The organism is Endozoicomonas sp. SCSIO W0465 (assembly GCF_023716865.1).
GTDB lineage: Bacteria > Pseudomonadota > Gammaproteobacteria > Pseudomonadales > Endozoicomonadaceae > Endozoicomonas.
The window spans coordinates 4,883,412-4,900,180 of sequence record NZ_CP092417.1; the positions used below are offsets into that span (position 1 = coordinate 4,883,412).

The window sequence follows — 16,769 nt, forward strand, 5'->3', positions numbered from 1 at the left end:
GAACCTACATCTGACTGGCGGTAAAGACGCCTGCTGATGACAACCACTAGCTTAAGGCAAGTGCAGTCCCGCGAGGGGCTGTGCGGAGGCAGTCTGAGTGCAAAGGTGCGAGCCGACGTACAGAAATCGCATATAAGGCTGAGTCTCTGGGCGAGTGAGCCAAGGATCACAAAGCCCTATGGTTCGTGAGACACGGTAAATGCGGCGGTTGTGCACTGAAAGTTCATGTCCTTATCCGGGGAGATCTGTTCAACATGCGATTGGTAATTCCCAGTTCTCAGCCACTGGTTACAACAGGCTCGGCGAACAGGTCTCATCATCCTGTTCGAGCAAACCCGATGGCAACCAATAGCGCCAGCAGAGGTAACTCCGCGTGGTGATTGGACAGAAGTCAGCAGAGGCCATAGTAGCTGTACGACAGAAGCCATTAACGGATGGGAAGTCGTTAGCGAAGGGCCGAACATCGACGACAAAGAGGAGACTGATTCCCTCAAGGCGATGCAGCCGTCCGGCGACTCACCGTACTTGGCGACAGAATCTTTAACCAGCTTTGAACCATGATCTACTAAATTGCGTACTTGAACCGGCTAATCTGGCAAGTGCATGGAAACAGGTCAAAAGCAACAAGGGTGCTCCGGGTATTGATGGAGTCACTATTGAAGCTTATCCAGACTTTGCCAAACAGCATTGGCCTTCAGTGCGTCAAGCCTTATTGGACGGAACCTACCAGCCATCACCCGTGCGCCGACATGTTATAGAAAAGCCGGACGGCGGTGAGCGTTTGCTGGGAATCCCTACCGTGATGGATAGGGTCATACAGCAGGCCATTGTGCAGGTGCTGACCCCTGTCTTTGATCCGGGTTTCTCTCCAAACAGCTTCGGCTACCGACCGGGACGGTCAGCACACGACGGAGTCCGTCAGGTTAAGCAGTTGATCAACCGGGGGCTTCATTACGCTGTTGACGTTGATCTGAGTAAATTCTTTGATACGGTTAATCACGACGTTTTGATGTCGAGGGTCTCCCGTAAGGTCCGCGACAAACGCCTTCTGAAACTGATTGGTAGCTACCTGCGCTCCGGTGTCATGATTGAGGGCAATGTCTACCCGACCAGGGTTGGCATGCCACAGGGTGGGCCTTTATCACCCTTGCTGTCTAATGTGGTCCTCGACGAACTCGACAAGGAGCTTGAATATCGGGGTCATTGCTTTGCAAGATACTGTGATGATTTTGTGATTCTCGTCAAAAGTCAGCGTGCAGGGGATCGGGTGATGCACAGCATTACCCAATTCATTGAACGCAAATTGAAACTGAAGATTAACTCCCGGAAAAGTAAAGTTGTGAAAGCAACAGAAAGCGAATTCCTGAGTTTCACCTTCACAGGGAAGAAAGTTCGCTGGGCCCAGAAGTGTCTGGACCGATTCAAATACCGGATACTCAAGTTGACCAGTCGTCGCTGGGGTGTCTCAATGCAACATCGGTTACGCAAATTGGCACAATATATCCGGGGTTGGATGGGGTATTTCCGGTTATCGGAATATCACCGACCAATTCCCCTGCTGGATCAATGGATACGTCGGCGAATCCGTTGCTGCTTTCTGAAGCAATGGCGCAAGCCGAAAACCCGTTTTAAGAATCTGGTCAGGTTAGGCGTTGATAAAATTAACGCCGCCAAGATCGCAGCCAGCAGCAAAGGGTATTACCGTCTGAGTAAAACCTATGCGGTACAACAGGCACTGAATAACAGTTACCTCGCGAAAATTGGGCTTGTTTCATTGAAAGACTTATGGATCAGGTTTCACCATCATCGTTGAACCGCCCGGTGCGGACCCGCATGCCGGGTGCTGTGGGGAGGGCTGGAGAAAGACCGGCCCTTACCCGATTAATCCAACCACATGCTTTTCATGTCCATCGACCAATAGCACGTTGATACCCTGAAAGCAGAAAAACACCCAACGCGCTGTCGGGTTTTGGCAGGGTTTCCGCTTCATGTCCGGGAAAAACCGACTCTGTCGTTTTAGCTCATGCCTAATTCGATGCTGAATCGCCGCATACACTAACAGACACAGCGTCATCACCATCAGCAAGGCTTCTATTCGTTCCGGTTTCTTTAAAAACAGCGAAGAAACCAGAAACTCCGGGCTCTTCAAAAACCGAAAGCCACGCTCTACTGACTGTTGTGATTTGTAAGTACTTAGCACTTCTGCTGTACTCAGCCGACTGTCGTCCAGATCATTCGTCGCCAGCACAAAGCAACCCAGAGAACACTCTGCATCTTTGCGACAGTCAACGGATACCCAAGGATATCCGCTCACATAATATTCAATACTGTCCGGTTTAGAGCCTTTCTCCGGACGACCTACCTTGGTATAGCAGGGTTTCTCAGTAATGACAGGTTCCGCCTGACAATAAATAGTTTTTGACTGCCATTCATCGAACGCACGCAATGCGTCGGTTTCACACTTGAAGGCTTTTTTGGCCAGTTTACTGGTCAGCGCTTCTGCTTCTTTCTCAGACTTCTTTAGCATTTTTTTCAGCAGTGTTTTTTGTTCGCTCTTTCGAGCCTGCTCGCTGCGGACCAGAATCCAGCGCTGGGAGACACCCGCATGATCTGACAGCATTTCATGACTCTCATAGCCCTCAGCACCCTCCACTGGTGTCATTTCACAAGAAGCGACACTGTCAATCAGTTCTCTGGCTTCTTTGATTTTTGACGGAACCCGGGTGATAAATTGCTGGCCCTGCTGATGAAGTATCTGTACGTTATCTGTTGTATAAAGTGCTGCATCACCAATCAGGTAGCGATTATTCAGGGCTTCCCGGTAGGATTTCAAATGGCTGCTGATGACTTTTTTAAAGTTTTTATTGTCGTTTACGTTGCCACTGGACGCTTTCATAAAAACGGGAATACCGGCCTGATTTTCCGTCATCATCAGCAGTATTGCCTGGTTGAGCTCGGGTCGATGATCCCTGCTGTATCCACGACAGAGTTTGATACAGTGCATATCTTCTTCGTCGACGTCAGATTCGCTGTTATAAACGCCGTCCACATGCAAGCTTGTTGAGTCAAGGTTCAGAGCCTTGCACGGCAGTTTTAAGACATTCACTGCCTTGACAGCCAGCGATAAATAGACCTCACTTACATCCAGTTCAAAAAGCTGATCCAGGGCTCTGCCGAGTACACTGTCGTTAATGTGTTCGGGTTTAATACCGGGCCTGATGAGTTTATCCAGCGGTTTATCAGCATGAAACTCCGGGAACATATGAAGCGTGCGGGCAGTGAACCCAAGGCCGTTAAGCAGCATTGATACTACGGTTTCGCCAAAGGAAATATTCCGGTGTTCAGATTGGTTAGGAACCAGGGAATCCAGATGATTAGAGATACCGAGTTCTTTGCACATACCGGCAACCAAACCCATATGATCGATACGTTGAATGTGGAACTGATGAGGATGCATTGGACATGTTCATTCTGAGAATTTTTTACATTTTAGCCGGTGTAGGGAAATTCTCAGATTGAGTGCTGAATGACGGGTCTATCTGGAAAACGGGGAAATTGTCGAGGAAGGGACTGCCGAACGATTTACCGCTCCAAGAACCCATGCTTTTCAACGTTACCTTCAACATTAATTCAACCACAAGCAAAAACCAGCTGTCAGTAAGGAAAGCCCGATGAAAAAACTAGTTGCCGCTGTTGCCCTGGCCGGTGCTGCCATCACCTCCCTATCGTTTTCCGCGCCAGGCCAGGCTCAGGACACCATTCGCTTTGGCATGGAAGCGACCTACCCGCCTTTCGAGTTCTTTAATGAAAAGAATGAGCTGACGGGCTTTGACGTTGAACTGGCCACCGCCATCTGTGCTGAACTGGATACCACCTGTGAGTTCAGCAACCAACCGTTTGACAGCCTGATCCCCGGGCTTAAGTTCCGCCGGTTTGACGCGGTCATTTCCGGTATGGATATCACACCAAAACGGATGGAACAGGTCGCCTTTACCCAGCCCTACTATGAAAACTCAGCCATTTTTGTTGCTGCCAGCAAAAATGACTTTAAAGAAGCCAAGGATCTGATTGGTAAAACTGTCGGCGTACAAAATGGCAGTACCCACCAGGCCTACCTGATCGACAAACTGGAAAAGCAAGGCGTAAAAACCCGTCCATACGACAGTTATCAGAATGCCCTGCTGGATATGACCAATGGCCGGGTTGACGCAGTTTTTGCCGATACGGCGGTTGCCCGTGAGTGGCTGGTTCAGCAGAGCAAAGGGCAATACCAGACAGTTGGTGAAGAAGTAAAGGATGCCAACTACTTCGGTATTGGTATGGGTATCGCTGCCCGTAAGGGTGACCTTCTGGTCGAAAAACTCAATACCGCACTGGCCGGGGTAAAAGAGAGTGGTCTTTACCAGCAGCTGCATGCCAAGTATTTCAACTCTGCAGAAGTGAGGTAACTGTGAGCCTGACCGCTCTCTTCGCCCAAGCGACCGTGATGACCCTGGGGCTGGCCCTGTCATCACTGGCCCTTGGCCTGTTAATGGCCATGGCGTTTTCGCTTGCAGAACTCAGCCGTTACAAACCCCTTGCGCTGGCTGCCAGCACTGTGGTTGCGGTAATGCGCGGGCTTCCGGAAATTCTGGTGGTCTTTTTCATCTATTTTGGCTCAACTCATGCGCTATTTCTGGTGACCGATGAGTTTGTTGAGATCAGCCCATTTGTTGCGGGTACTATTGCCCTGTCGTTAATTTATTCGGCCTACGCCTCACAAACGCTTCGTGGCGCTTTTATGGCTATCCCCAAAGGGCAAACCGAAGCGGCAGTGGCACTGGGGATCAGTCGCAGCCACTGTTTTTTCCGCATCATCCTGCCGCAGACCTGGCGTCATGCTCTGCCCGGTTTGGGTAACCAATGGCTGGTTCTTCTGAAAGATACTGCGCTGGTCGCCCTGATTGGTGTCCATGACCTATTGCTCCAGGCCAGGATGACCGCTGCCAGCACCTATGAGCCATTTACCTGGTATGGTGTTGCTGCCTTGATTTACCTGGCAATTACCCTGATCAGCCAAAGCGTACTGGAGCGGATGAAATCACGCGCTAATCGACACCTGACTTCCAGTCACAACACTGCTGAAATATCGGTTGAAAAAGCAGTAAGCCCCAGTGAGGCTACCCCATGAATATGGACTATTTACCGGAGCTGCTGAAAGGTCTTGGAACCACAATGGAACTCACGCTGGCCAGCCTGTTTACCGGGCTCGTGCTGGCTATCCTGTTCACCACTGTACTTTCCCTGAAAGTAAGGGCTCTGACCTGGCTGGTCAAACTTCAGATTTTACTCTTTACCGGCACGCCACTGCTGATCCAGATATTTCTGATTTAGGACTTACGCATTGACAACAGGCTCTAAAATTTGATAATGCCAAAAAACAGATGTCTTCAGGGATGAAAGTGAGAACTACCACTCGACCGACCACTGCACGATGCACTCTTGCAAAATACATTGGCTTTTTGATTAGTGAGCCAAAATCATCAACATGCACAAGACTGGCCGAGGTTACCGACTTTTCTCACGATAGCGCAAACCGCTTTCTTAAGCGTGAAAACTATCAGCCCAAAGATATGTACGATGAAGCAGTCAAAAGTTTAAACCCTATTGGCGGCACCCTGAGCGTTGATGACAGCGTGCTCGACAAACCTTATAGCTACTCCGTGGCACTGGTTGGCCACTTTTGGTCGGGTAAACATCACCGAGTGGTTAAGGGAGTTAACCTCATCACCCTTTATTACACCGACGTATCCGGGCGCCATATGCCGGTGAATTACAGGATATACGACAAATCGGAAGACAAGACAAAAAACGACTACTTCCGTGAAATGTTGATTGAAGTGCTGGTATGGGGGCTGAAGCCAGCGTTCGTTACCGGTGACTCCTGGTACAGCTGCACGACTAACCTGAAGACGATTAAAAACCATCAGACTGGGTTTATGTTTGCCGTTGAGAAAAACAGGACAGTATCACTGGAAAAAGGTAAATGGCAGCAGGTTCAACACCTCGACATCCCCGACAATGGTCTGGATGTATGGCTCAAAGACTTCGGTAAGATCCGGTTGTTCAGGACGATGCTAAAAGACCAGCGTCGCCACTACGTGGTTTACTTGCCAGAGGAAGTCCCTTTTGAACGCAATGACTTCAAGCAGATCCATGACCAGCACTGGCAGATCGAACAGTTTCACAGGGCGATCAAGCAGGTTTGCCATATTGAGCACTTTCAGGTTCGCAGCGAACGACCCGTCAGAAACCATATATTTGCTGCAATTTTAGCTTTTGTTTATCTCCAGAAAATGCAGATAGAGCAGGAGTTTACGAATATTTATCAGCACCAACGGGGGCTGTTTAAAGAGACAATAGGCGCTTTCATTGAGAGTTTTGCAAAGGGGAAGGATCACCTCCTACCAAAATTTATCGGTGTCATCAATGCGTAAGTCCTATGATTTATTACGGCCCGGCTCAATTTGCTGTCATCAAAAACAGCGTTCTGTGGCCCTGGTTAAGCCAACCCTGGTTCTGCGCCATGCTGGCCCTCGCCCTGAACTCAGCCGCCTATTCCACCTTGCTGTTCAAGGGAGCCATTGATGCCGTGCCAAAAAGCGACTGGGAAGCCTGTATGGCACTGGGCATGACACACAGACAGGCACTGCTGCGGGTTATCCTGCCCCATGCCGCGCGCCGGGCACTCCCAGCCTATGGCAACGAAATTATCCTGGTTATGAAAGGTTCATCACTGGCCAGTACCATTACGTTGATGGATTTGATGGGCTATGCAGCCAGACTGAATGCACAAACTTACGACACATTAACTGTGTTCACCATGGCCGGCCTGATTTACCTGGCCATGACGGGTGTTATGACAGTATTGATCCGCTTTATGGAACACAAAGTTCTGGCATTCAACCGTTGACCTGTATTGGCGACTGATGAGAATGCGGCTTTTTCCAGTTCCCCGGGAGCCTGTATCTTTGCATCGCAATGAACCGCTCATTCCGATCCTGGCTATCTGGATCACAGACCGGTTTTTTACAGATACCTGACTGCTGACTACAATTGTCGGTGGTCATCCGGGTCATTGTTTTCTGGAAACCCATAGAACAACATCATGGAAACGTCGAAAAGCCTGGCTGACACCTTCCACGGATAAAACAGTCAGGCACATCGGGTACATATTTCAGCAATGATCAAACTAGTGAGTTGTGTGGTACCATTTTTCGTTATCATCAGCTATGAGCTGTTGGCCGACAAAAGTCATGCTGACACTGGGGGGGACATTGAAAGTGCTATAGAAAGCGCTATTGAAAGCGTCGATACGTTTTACGGGACAATATCGCTTGCGGCAATGGAACATGATCAATCACAGCTGCTTTCATCCCTTCTGGTCAACCCGGCGTTCAACAGGCTGAAACATATTAACCAGTATGGCCCCATCCAGATGGTGGATTCACAGAACAATAACAATGAACCCTACTCCCGTTATGACCACTCCCTGGGCGTCTTCTATTTGCTTAACCGTTTCGGTGCATCATTCCCTGAACAGGTCAGTGGCCTGCTCCATGACCTGCCCCACAGCACCTTCAGTCATGTTTCAGACTACCTGTTTTCCGACAGTTCAGCAGGCAACCCGGATTATCACGATTCACAGTTCATCCAATTTGTGAATAGCTACAACATTGCCCCCATTCTGAACAGATACCGCCTGTCACCTGAAATGATAGACCCGAAAAATAATCCCTCGTTTACCCGGCTGGAACGGCCACTGCCAGACCTTGCCGCTGACCGGCTTGATTATATTGTGCAGGGGGCAGCCAGACGAAAAAAGCTTACCGATCAACAGGTAGGCACTATTCTGGCCGATCTTTTCTTTGACCCGCTATCGAAACACTGGTATTTCAGAAGTCAGGAATCCGCACGGCTAACTGCCGATGCCAGCATTGAGCTGAACAGGCATATTTTTGTTACCGCCTGGGGACGGGTTCTCTATCTCTGGACAGCCGAGGCCCTGAAACAGCTGGTTATGACAGGAGAACTGCAGCCCGATGATCTTTTTTTTACCATGGGTGACGATCAGGTCTGGCAAAAAATACACCAAAGCACCTTGCCCGCTGTGCGGATATTAGCTGCGCAGATGCTGACAGCCTGGCATAAGGTACATGAGGTCACCCAACCGGGGGCAAATACCATCACCTTTGAAAATGTCCGCTGTCGTATTGTTGACCCAAGAGTGGTAACCACCCGTTGTGGCAACCGGGTGACTGGCTGGCTGCGTGTTTCAGATATCGACCCGGCATTCAGGGACCGTTATCTTACCGAACTGAAACGATGCCAGCTTTTCTATGCGGAGATTGAGCCATGATTGAGCCATCATCAAAAGGCAGCAAAATCATAGTCAAGCCAGATACGCAAGTCATTCTCCTCTTTATTAATGGCCTGACGTAAGGCCGGGTCATTATGGTACAGTCCGAATTTCAGTTTGAAGGTTAACCCTTTCGGCAGAGGCTCCGGTAAATACCAGACCATAAAGACATCATGTTCATACTCTGAAACTCTTACCTGTCGCTGCTCACTTGTGGTTACTCTCATGCCGCTACCATAATGGAAAGCATACCCTGCGTTCAGGCCCTTGATTCCGAAAGATGAAAAGTCATAAGTGATCCCCGCTTTCATAACTGTTTCACCGTCGTACATCATATCTTCTGCTATACCATTGGTGTGGATATTCCAGAAACCATGGGTATTGGCTCCCAGATCGTAATAGTACGAACCCGGCGGGGCATAACCGCTTATACCGTACTTTAAAACAGAAGAACGGGCATTATAGTGACTGATGGCAGCGTCAAAAGACCAGCCTGAGGGCATACTCAGACGACCATGTACATTGATCACACTGGCATAATCATCGAACAGAGGACTGCCTCCCCAGCCGGTCCCCTGCCATAAGTCACCGTCTTTTTCAGTGTGGAAATAACGGACACCGAGGGAAAGATCCCGGCCAGAATCCAAAAATGTCGTCAGCAGAACATCCAGATTGTGGGCCTGAAGATAGTCTTTGGCAAAGCCATTTCGATATGCCAGAAATAATTCACTGTCTGCCAGCACGGGCATCCGATAAAAAACTTCGCCACCGATAATATAATCGATTACCTGATTCTGTTCCGGATTCTGTTCCGGGAAATTGGTCAGCCGGTGAAAACCCGCCTGATTCCGCAACGACATGCGATTCACCAGAGCGAGCCCAAGCTGCAGATTGCCCGCTGCCATTTTCAGGTTATAGCCCTGCCAGCTACTGGGTACACTTCTTGAACTGGAGCCGGAAATCAATCCCGTTTTCAAAATTTGCCGGCCAATCGTCAAACTGACAAGGTCCTTGTCACTCTCGGATAAAGGCACCTGCAACCGGACATAAGCCTGCCCCAGCTTGGCAAAACCTTCATTGGCATCGTTCAGCAACTGGTAAGAGCATCGGCTGGAACAGCCATCTGAATCAGCCAATTCCAACCGGGCAACGCTAAAAAAACCGGCTCCCAGGACAAGATCGTCAGTTAATGGAGTGATCTGGCCATCGAGCCAAAGCGCTGTCGTCCATGCTCCGGTACGCTTATTAGTCTCCAGATTGTCCACATTGTAGAAAACCGTTCGCAGCTTTCCGTCAAGCTCCAGTAGCTGCGCATCAGTCGCTGCGGCATCCCCATGGGCAGAAAAATTGAACAGGGAGAGGGATAAAAACCAGGCCACAACGCATGGATAGAGTCTCATACAAAGCTACCGACACTGCCAGAAGAATCAGGTTAAAAGTCGTCAGGAGTCGTGTGGGCAATACACAGATCTGCATGAAAACCCCACTCCCCGATGTCGTTACCTGCCCGTTACCCGGGAAACGGAACCGGCATGTTCATGCAGCCGGCGCGGGGAGCGGGCAGGGTTTATTGCAGAACAGCGCTGCTCATTCCATATGCTTCTTATCTGTGATTTCCGAAAATCGCCTGCCCAACGACCGGGCAGATGCAATCCAGACCGCGAAGAAGCAGAGGACAATCACCGCAACGTAGGGTGCAATGGCAGACAGTGACCCCAACATCACCATCAATACCTGCTGTATCAGTGAGCCCGTTGATTTCCCGGTGGGATTACCAATAATATCCACGGCAGCCTTACCCTTTACCTTTTGTTCCGGCGTCAGGGGGATATAACTCATCTCCTTGGTGGGATCGAACAACGCGTATTTGGTCGATTTACTCAAAATATTTTGTATTGCCCCCAAAATAACTGTCAGCATTAGTGGTGCCACCCCCAGGGTAAGCATCAGGCTTTCAGGCAACCAGTCCCGGAACAGGACAAAACAGAAAAACAGAGACCCGGTGATCAATAATATTACCGGTGTACACAGTGCCGCGAATGTCCAGCCAAAATAGCGGATCACATTGTTTGTAAGAAACAGCATCATCAAGATCGTCACCAACCCGGTGCAGGTTGAAAACAGTCCCATAAACTGATTGTAATTGTTCGGGTCAGGAAACTGCATGCGGAGCTGATTTTTCCAGGTAACCTCCACCATGTTGATGCACACCCCATAACTGATCACCAGCAGGGCAATGCACAAGAGATATCTGGAATGAATAATCATTTTGAAGCTGTCACGCAGGGACAGGCTCAGTTTTTCATTGGCTGGCTCATGGCTGCCCAGCTGATGGTATAAGCCGGGGTCACTCAGGACGTAACGATTCATCCACCAGTAAATCAAAATAATCAAAACCCCACCCAACGTCAGCACACCGGTCATCAGATTAAGGGAATAACCCCAGCAATCCACCCCTTCGGGCAGGTTCTCCCTGACTCCGGAGGCCACGTAGACAAAATAGCCTGCGGTGGGAAGCGCCAGATTCCCCATCATGCCAAACAAGGCATAAAACCGTTTTGACTCGGCAATGGTGTTGATATGATTGGCAAATCCCCAGAACAGCATGGACAGGCAGACACTGCCCCATAACTCCGACATAACATAAAACAGGGAGAAGGTCCAGTTACGCATCACCGCAATCAGGCCCTTGAACCCCGGTGGTAAAACACTTTGCAGGTAATCCGATGAGGCATGAAAATGAAGACTATCCCGGTTGGGGTAGAGCCAGAGGGCAAAAAAAACAAAGAAAAGGATAAATGTGGCTATAACCAGGTAAAAAAGGGTATTCCTCCTGACCAGGTTACTCATTCGCGAATAAATCAGGGTAAACCCGATGGCAAAAGGAACATTAACCCAGAGTTTCAGAAATGGAATAATTTCGGCACCGGAACCGGCACCGGTGACGACCAGGGTATCTTTAGTATCCCTGAGAATCGTATAATTAAAAAGAATCAGGTAAAACATCAAAATCATCGGAATAAGCTTTTTCAACTCATGACTGTGAACCGGCCAGAACCGCTCCCGCCATTTGCCAAACTCAGGATCAGAACTCATTCAGAAACCTCCAAAACAAATAACGTCTCCCCTTTAACGGTCAAAAAGAGACCGCAGATAAACAAACCCGGAAGTCCACTATCAATTTGGAAACCTGTTGATGAGCCATGTTCAGCCCATCACCGGAGGAGGTTACCGGAGAAAAACACTCCCTGACCCCTCTATTCAACCTTGAAAGAACAGTTAAAATAATGGTTATTCCAATCAATTACCAGCGGCAAAAAAAAAACAAAATAAAAAACTTTATACGCTGTTTCATTCGGACAAACAAATCATCAAAGCATTAAATTCAGGTAAAAAAACTCCAAATAAATCATCATTCATTTTCATAAGAAAACTAAAAATATAAAGAATAAATATTTATCACCAACATGCTCATTACAGCCTACTTTGAATGGTTAGACATTTATCACTCCGGTTTTTATCTCAATGAAAACAAGTTATTGTTGTATTCGTATTATTCTGTTTTTATGCATCTCAATTACTGGCTCGCTTCTGTATTCAGTTTCAGGGGTCGCGGCAACAGCCCATCGGGCTGAAGCTGAATGGCCAATGCAAGCGCAGCCTGATAGAAACGAAGGGATCAGTCGTCTGGTGAACACGCTGAAAACAGCGGTTGCCTGGGGCCTGGTTCCATTAAGTTCGGAAATCGCCCTGAACATCAGCAAGGATTATTTAAAACGGAATCGTTATGCCTTTCTATTAAGCTTACTCGCCATCCACGGCAGTAATATCCGGCGATCAACCAGCCAGCATCTGACCGATAATCTCAGCGCCCGGCTGGAAAGCTTCAGTTACAAAACGCTTTCGGACGAACACCTGAAAAAGCAGACCGATGATCTGCAAACCGACCTTCTGTTCCGTTCCCTGTTTACTTTTTCCATTCTTAGCATGAATGCCCAGAAAGCGAGAAAAACCTATTTCCGCCTGCAGGACATTCTTGACAATATCGCCTCCACCGCCAGACTCGCCCTGATTGATGGTGATCATGACCAGGCCAGTGCAATGCTTGCCCTTGCCGCACAGACCATGGTTTACATTCATCCCGAAGCCAGGGCCAGTGACGGGGCTGACAGTATCAAAACCCACTTCAATTATCGTATTGACTGGTCCGGGATGCCGGAATTTCGAACCGATCTCCAGCGCCATCTGCAAAGCATGGACCCACTGGTCAGACGTTCAACATTGATTAACCTGCGTTACTGCGATCTCCTGAATCAGTGGCAGATCAGTTATCAGGACTGCAGCCCCTATGAAAAGGGTGCCATAGCGGAGCTGGAGGGCATGGCCATCATGGCCGAAAAGGAGACAGAACCAGGGATCATCCAGTCCGCCCTCAAAGGTATTCCTGAGCAACATATCAGAAATTCCATTTTCATTATGGGGGTTTCGGTCCCGGCAGTAATTCTCTATTTCCTGAACAAAAAGGAGTCGCCGGTTATCTACACGGTAGTTGACCATTTTGCCAAGGTAACCGGCATGGCAACCACCAAATCAACCATTGAACGGCTCTCCTCCAATACCCGCCGAAGTCTTGAAAACTGGGGTGCCATTGATACCGGCAAAGGGAGTTCATCATCTCCGACCGGGGAATTTGCCAACCATTATTTTAATACCCTGCAAAAAAATGCCACCGCCATTCTCGCCGAACAGCCCAACTTTGCCCGCTCCAATGCCCAGCGTGCCCTGGAGGCCCTGGTCGTTAATCTGGCAGAAGCCTTCAGCCTGCAGCGGGTCAATGATAATCCGGCCAGCGCTGATCTTCTGGCCGCAGCGCTGGTGCAGAATTACCGGGAAAACGTTGAAGTCACCCATGATGACAGTCTGATCCGTTCAACCCTGCTGGCCTATCGGCCACTGCATAATCAGGAATTGATCCCTGAGGTCATTGAGGCCCTGAAAATTCTCGAACCTGAATACAAAACCAAACAAAAGGTGAGGCAGTGGTATCAGCAACAACTGGCAGCCTGGCACAGACTTTCGTCACCGGATAGCCCGGAACAGGATCTGCCTGATTTCCCCGATATACCCTGGATCAGTCAGGTTCCTCTGCTGCCTCCCGGGAACCAAAACCCGGCCAGCTCTGCCAGCTGGTATCAGAGCTACCTTCCGGACAAGGAAACCATATCCACGATGACCATCCACGGTACTGCCCTGAGCTATTCAATACTGGTCGCCATCCTTGAACCCCTGACTATCGAGCGGCTAATGGCTGGCCAGCCATCATACTGGCATCTGGCGTCCTACTACCTGTTAGCCTCCATGTTCGATTTTGGCCTGCGCTCCCTGGGTGAACCGGCAATTGTGCACCTGCAAACGGTGATCAAAAACGGGATTGGCAGCACCACGGGTATTCTGTCACCAGAGGACAAACAAATTCAGGACGAACTGGCCAATAAAGTCAATGTTCTCAACCGGAAGCTCAGTATTGAAGCCCAGACCAGCCGATCATACCGTGCGACACTGGAAGCCCTGCTAACCCGCTACTGGAGCCTGTCCAGTCATCTGTTGGCTCACGTTGAACAGTACCCGCAGTCCCAGGCTGCTGCCATGTTGGCCCTGGCTGCCTACACCCAGCGTTATTTTCACGCCGAATTTACTGAAGACAACCTGGTAATGAAAACCCTGGCAGTGGCAAGACTGAAGTCAGGCTTTGACCTACTCAGGGAGCAGGGTGAAATTCAGAACTTCACCCGGCAGGTTTTTGCAGCCCTGAAAGCTCTGGATCCCTCGTTAGCCAAACAGGACATCAGAAATATTTACCTGAAAATACTGAAAAGCTGGGGCCTTAACCTTGAAATACAGACGTTGGCCGAATCACAGGACGTACTGGATACCTGGGCCTCCTATGGTGATTACCTGCTGGGAGCAGTAGGATTTTCCACCCAGGCCATGGTAAAAGCACTCGTCCATGGCAATGAAGTGATCAGCCGGTCAATGGCCAATTTCTTTGTCAATATTTTTGAATACGGAACTACTGATTCACTAAGGAAGAAGATTTACGCCTGGTCCCGGTTGAAAATGCTCAATGTCGTCTCCTTCTACCCGGAGGAAGAAATGATCGGTGTCAATTTTGCCAATACGGAAATGACCGACTCATTTCGCCGCCAGAAATTCTATTTTGGCAAACCGGAACTGGATATGCGGACACAATTGATCCAGATTATCACTGCTATTGCCAACGGTTATTATCAGGCAATCATCCAGATTGATGCTGACCGCCAGAGCGATGATGTGATCGATCGGGGAACGCTGAATAATGTGGAAAACTTGCTGGCTCTCACCGTTCTCCGGCTGGTTCTGTTTGCACCGGATCTGGCCGCCGATGACCTGTATATCCTGCAATCGATCAGCATACTGTCACTGCCCATCAGGGATGAGCTGCCTCCCATGCGTGAGCCCATCATCGCCAAAATAAAAACAGCCCTTGACTCTCTGGCAGTTGACGACAAGAGTCTGATAGAAGATTGTATGAATAAGGCAATGTTGATTATCGATAACTGGCTTCAGTCGCCTCAAGAGAGTACCTTCTCGGATACTGTCCCTGAATAACGCCTTTTCTGCACTTTTCTGCACTTTTCTGCAAAAGCCCCTGCGAACAGGCACTTGTCTTTTCTATGAGCCCCGTTTTTTTCCCCCTGAGGGCTCGCCATATTCGGTACGTTTACTCAAATGATGGTTCACCCAATGTTCACCAGTCACCTGTCTTTCGAAGCAACCCTGAGCCCTTCCATTAGCAGACACAGCCTGAATGGCCTGACCATTGTGAAAATTCAGAGCCCAACATGCGACGCGGCAATATCCCTTCACGGTGGCCAGCTGATTCAGTTCAAACCGGCTGGGCATCAGGATGTTATCTGGCTCAGCAACAAAGCCATCTTCTCAGCAGAAAAAGCCATACGTGGTGGCGTCCCGGTCTGCTGGCCCTGGTTTGGGCCAGTTAGCAGCCCTTCACACGGTTTTGCACGAATCAGTCAATGGCAGTTGCTGGACCTTACCGACAATGAACAGCTAGTTACCATTCGTCTGAAACTCAGTGCCAGTAAACAGACGCAGACTCTCTGGCCCCATGATTTCAGTGCAGTTCTCACCTTTACCATGGGAGAAACGCTGCGCATCAATCTGGAAATGACCAACACTGGCGAGAGCTCCTGGCAATGGAGTGGTGCTCTGCACACCTACTTCAATATTGCTGAAGCAACCGAAACCTGGATTACCGGTGCAGGTACTACCTACATCGACAACCGACAAAATAATTTGTTCTGCGAAACATCCGAAGCCCTGATCATCAATCAGCCTATTGACCGGGTTTATACTGCCCCGGATGAAACCATCGACATCCATGATCAGGGTAATCAGCGCATTATCCATGTCCGAAATGAAGGGCATAACACAGCCGTTATCTGGAACCCATGGAAAGAGCTGAGCAGAAGCATGGGCGATATGAGTGACGACGGTTACGAGACAATGGTTTGCGTTGAAGCCAACCAATATGCAAAAGACCTTGCATCAGGTGCGCTGTTGATGCCTGGTGAAAACAATGCATTAAGCACGGAAATCAGCGTTACTTCTTTAGCATAACCTACCCTGAATACACTCCCCGGGACCCATGGGAGTGTACTCTTATCATCGGGTTGCTGCGGCCAGAATCATTTCCACGGCGCTGTCGGACATCGCATCAATGGCGTTTCTATCCAGGTAGATCCCATCATTTAATAAACGACTCATTCCATGCAGCATGCTCCAACTCACCTGGGCAAGGCGCAGACAATCAACATCTTTTAACTTACCCCTGTCCTGCCCTCCTTCCAATGCTTGTCTTAACCGCCGGATAAGGTTGACATAGTCCTGAAAACAGGCAAAAGAGGCTTCTTTCAAACTCTCTGTTGGCGCACCATTTTTCCAGACCGGACGACCAAACATCAGGTCATACTCCTCCGGATACTGCCAGGAAAGATCCAGATAGGAACGGACAAAGGCCTTTAACCAGCCGTTCATATCCCCGGACTGTTCACGCATCAGTTGCGCAAAATGTCTCTGCCACTTCTCAAAGCCCTGCTCGGCGATGGCACAGAGCAATGCGTTTTTATCTTTAAAGTGGTGATAGGCTGCCGTTCTGGAAACCCCTACCCGCTCGGCCAGGCTGCGCATGGAAATACCGTCCACCCCCTGTTCGCCAATCATCCGGGTTGCCTCTTCAAGCAGCTTCTGTTGAAGGTTGCCATGATGGTACGGTTTTCTGACCGTCATAAGTCGTTTAAAGCCCTCTGCTATC

The 16,769-nt window shown here is 49.3% G+C and carries 13 protein-coding genes; 9 read left to right on the forward strand and 4 right to left on the reverse strand.

Annotation, left to right across the window (positions count from 1 at the left end):
• Positions 1-550 precede the first annotated feature (550 nt).
• A complete protein-coding gene (ltrA, locus tag MJO57_RS21940; RefSeq protein ID WP_252017357.1) occupies positions 551-1,813 on the forward strand; it encodes a group II intron reverse transcriptase/maturase in 1,263 nt (420 codons plus the stop codon).
• 60 nt (positions 1,814-1,873) lie between these two features.
• Here the strand turns inward: ltrA and MJO57_RS21945 are convergent, their stop codons facing one another.
• On the reverse strand, positions 1,874-3,457 hold the full coding sequence (locus MJO57_RS21945) for an IS1634 family transposase (RefSeq protein WP_252018734.1): 1,584 nt from the start codon (positions 3,455-3,457) through the stop codon (positions 1,874-1,876).
• Between the two features lie 214 nt (positions 3,458-3,671).
• Between MJO57_RS21945 and MJO57_RS21950 the strand changes: the two genes are divergently transcribed.
• The 6 genes from MJO57_RS21950 to MJO57_RS21975 all read left to right on the forward strand — a co-directional run bounded on the left by MJO57_RS21950 (position 3,672) and on the right by MJO57_RS21975 (position 8,398).
• Positions 3,672-4,448, forward strand: coding sequence for a transporter substrate-binding domain-containing protein (locus tag MJO57_RS21950; RefSeq protein WP_252018736.1), 777 nt, complete (start codon positions 3,672-3,674; stop codon positions 4,446-4,448).
• A gap of 2 nt (positions 4,449-4,450) precedes the next feature.
• Positions 4,451-5,170 (forward strand): arginine ABC transporter permease ArtQ, encoded by a 720-nt coding sequence (gene artQ / locus MJO57_RS21955; RefSeq protein WP_252018738.1) that lies wholly within the window; start codon positions 4,451-4,453, stop codon positions 5,168-5,170.
• Positions 5,167-5,373 (forward strand): hypothetical protein, encoded by a 207-nt coding sequence (locus MJO57_RS21960; RefSeq protein WP_252018740.1) that lies wholly within the window; start codon positions 5,167-5,169, stop codon positions 5,371-5,373. Before artQ ends, MJO57_RS21960 begins: the two co-directional genes overlap by 4 nt.
• 68 nt (positions 5,374-5,441) lie before the next feature.
• Positions 5,442-6,476: a transposase gene (locus tag MJO57_RS21965; RefSeq protein WP_252026884.1), complete on the forward strand. Its 1,035-nt coding sequence runs from the start codon at positions 5,442-5,444 to the stop codon at positions 6,474-6,476.
• A gap of 5 nt (positions 6,477-6,481) precedes the next feature.
• A complete protein-coding gene (locus MJO57_RS21970; RefSeq protein ID WP_256491833.1) occupies positions 6,482-6,952 on the forward strand; it encodes an ABC transporter permease subunit in 471 nt (156 codons plus the stop codon).
• Between the two features lie 270 nt (positions 6,953-7,222).
• Positions 7,223-8,398, forward strand: a complete 1,176-nt coding sequence (locus MJO57_RS21975) for an HD domain-containing protein (RefSeq protein WP_252018744.1) — start codon at positions 7,223-7,225, stop codon at positions 8,396-8,398.
• Between the two features lie 11 nt (positions 8,399-8,409).
• Here the strand turns inward: MJO57_RS21975 and MJO57_RS21980 are convergent, their stop codons facing one another.
• Positions 8,410-9,798: an OprD family outer membrane porin gene (locus tag MJO57_RS21980; protein WP_252018746.1), complete on the reverse strand. Its 1,389-nt coding sequence runs from the start codon at positions 9,796-9,798 to the stop codon at positions 8,410-8,412.
• A 187-nt stretch (positions 9,799-9,985) separates the two neighbouring features.
• Positions 9,986-11,494 (reverse strand): NTP/NDP exchange transporter, encoded by a 1,509-nt coding sequence (locus MJO57_RS21985; protein WP_252018748.1) that lies wholly within the window; start codon positions 11,492-11,494, stop codon positions 9,986-9,988.
• A 552-nt stretch (positions 11,495-12,046) separates the two neighbouring features.
• Between MJO57_RS21985 and MJO57_RS21990 the strand changes: the two genes are divergently transcribed.
• Both MJO57_RS21990 and MJO57_RS21995 read left to right on the forward strand, forming a co-directional pair.
• Complete coding sequence (locus MJO57_RS21990; protein WP_252018750.1) at positions 12,047-15,046, forward strand: hypothetical protein; 3,000 nt, start codon at positions 12,047-12,049, stop codon at positions 15,044-15,046.
• Between the two features lie 135 nt (positions 15,047-15,181).
• Positions 15,182-16,075, forward strand: a complete 894-nt coding sequence (locus MJO57_RS21995; RefSeq protein WP_252018751.1) for a D-hexose-6-phosphate mutarotase — start codon at positions 15,182-15,184, stop codon at positions 16,073-16,075.
• 45 nt (positions 16,076-16,120) lie between these two features.
• On the opposite strand, the gene MJO57_RS22000 is transcribed toward MJO57_RS21995, so the two are convergent.
• Positions 16,121-16,744, reverse strand: coding sequence for a TetR/AcrR family transcriptional regulator (locus MJO57_RS22000; RefSeq protein ID WP_256491840.1), 624 nt, complete (start codon positions 16,742-16,744; stop codon positions 16,121-16,123).
• Between the last annotated feature and the right edge of the window lie 25 nt (positions 16,745-16,769).

Excerpts from the sequence above, each read along its gene's own strand:
- MJO57_RS21980 (WP_252018746.1), bottom strand. The coding sequence starts at position 9,798 with ATGAGACTCTATCCATGCGTTGTGGCCTGGTTTTTATCCCTCTCCCTG.
- MJO57_RS21995 (WP_252018751.1), top strand. The coding sequence starts at position 15,182 with ATGTTCACCAGTCACCTGTCTTTCGAAGCAACCCTGAGCCCTTCCATT.
- MJO57_RS21985 (WP_252018748.1), bottom strand. The coding sequence starts at position 11,494 with ATGAGTTCTGATCCTGAGTTTGGCAAATGGCGGGAGCGGTTCTGGCCG.
- MJO57_RS21960 (WP_252018740.1), top strand. The coding sequence starts at position 5,167 with ATGAATATGGACTATTTACCGGAGCTGCTGAAAGGTCTTGGAACCACA.
- MJO57_RS21970 (WP_256491833.1), top strand. The coding sequence starts at position 6,482 with ATGATTTATTACGGCCCGGCTCAATTTGCTGTCATCAAAAACAGCGTT.
- MJO57_RS21945 (WP_252018734.1), bottom strand. The coding sequence starts at position 3,457 with ATGCATCCTCATCAGTTCCACATTCAACGTATCGATCATATGGGTTTG.
- MJO57_RS22000 (WP_256491840.1), bottom strand. The coding sequence starts at position 16,744 with ATGACGGTCAGAAAACCGTACCATCATGGCAACCTTCAACAGAAGCTG.
- MJO57_RS21975 (WP_252018744.1), top strand. The coding sequence starts at position 7,223 with ATGATCAAACTAGTGAGTTGTGTGGTACCATTTTTCGTTATCATCAGC.
- MJO57_RS21950 (WP_252018736.1), top strand. The coding sequence starts at position 3,672 with ATGAAAAAACTAGTTGCCGCTGTTGCCCTGGCCGGTGCTGCCATCACC.
- MJO57_RS21990 (WP_252018750.1), top strand. The coding sequence starts at position 12,047 with ATGCAAGCGCAGCCTGATAGAAACGAAGGGATCAGTCGTCTGGTGAAC.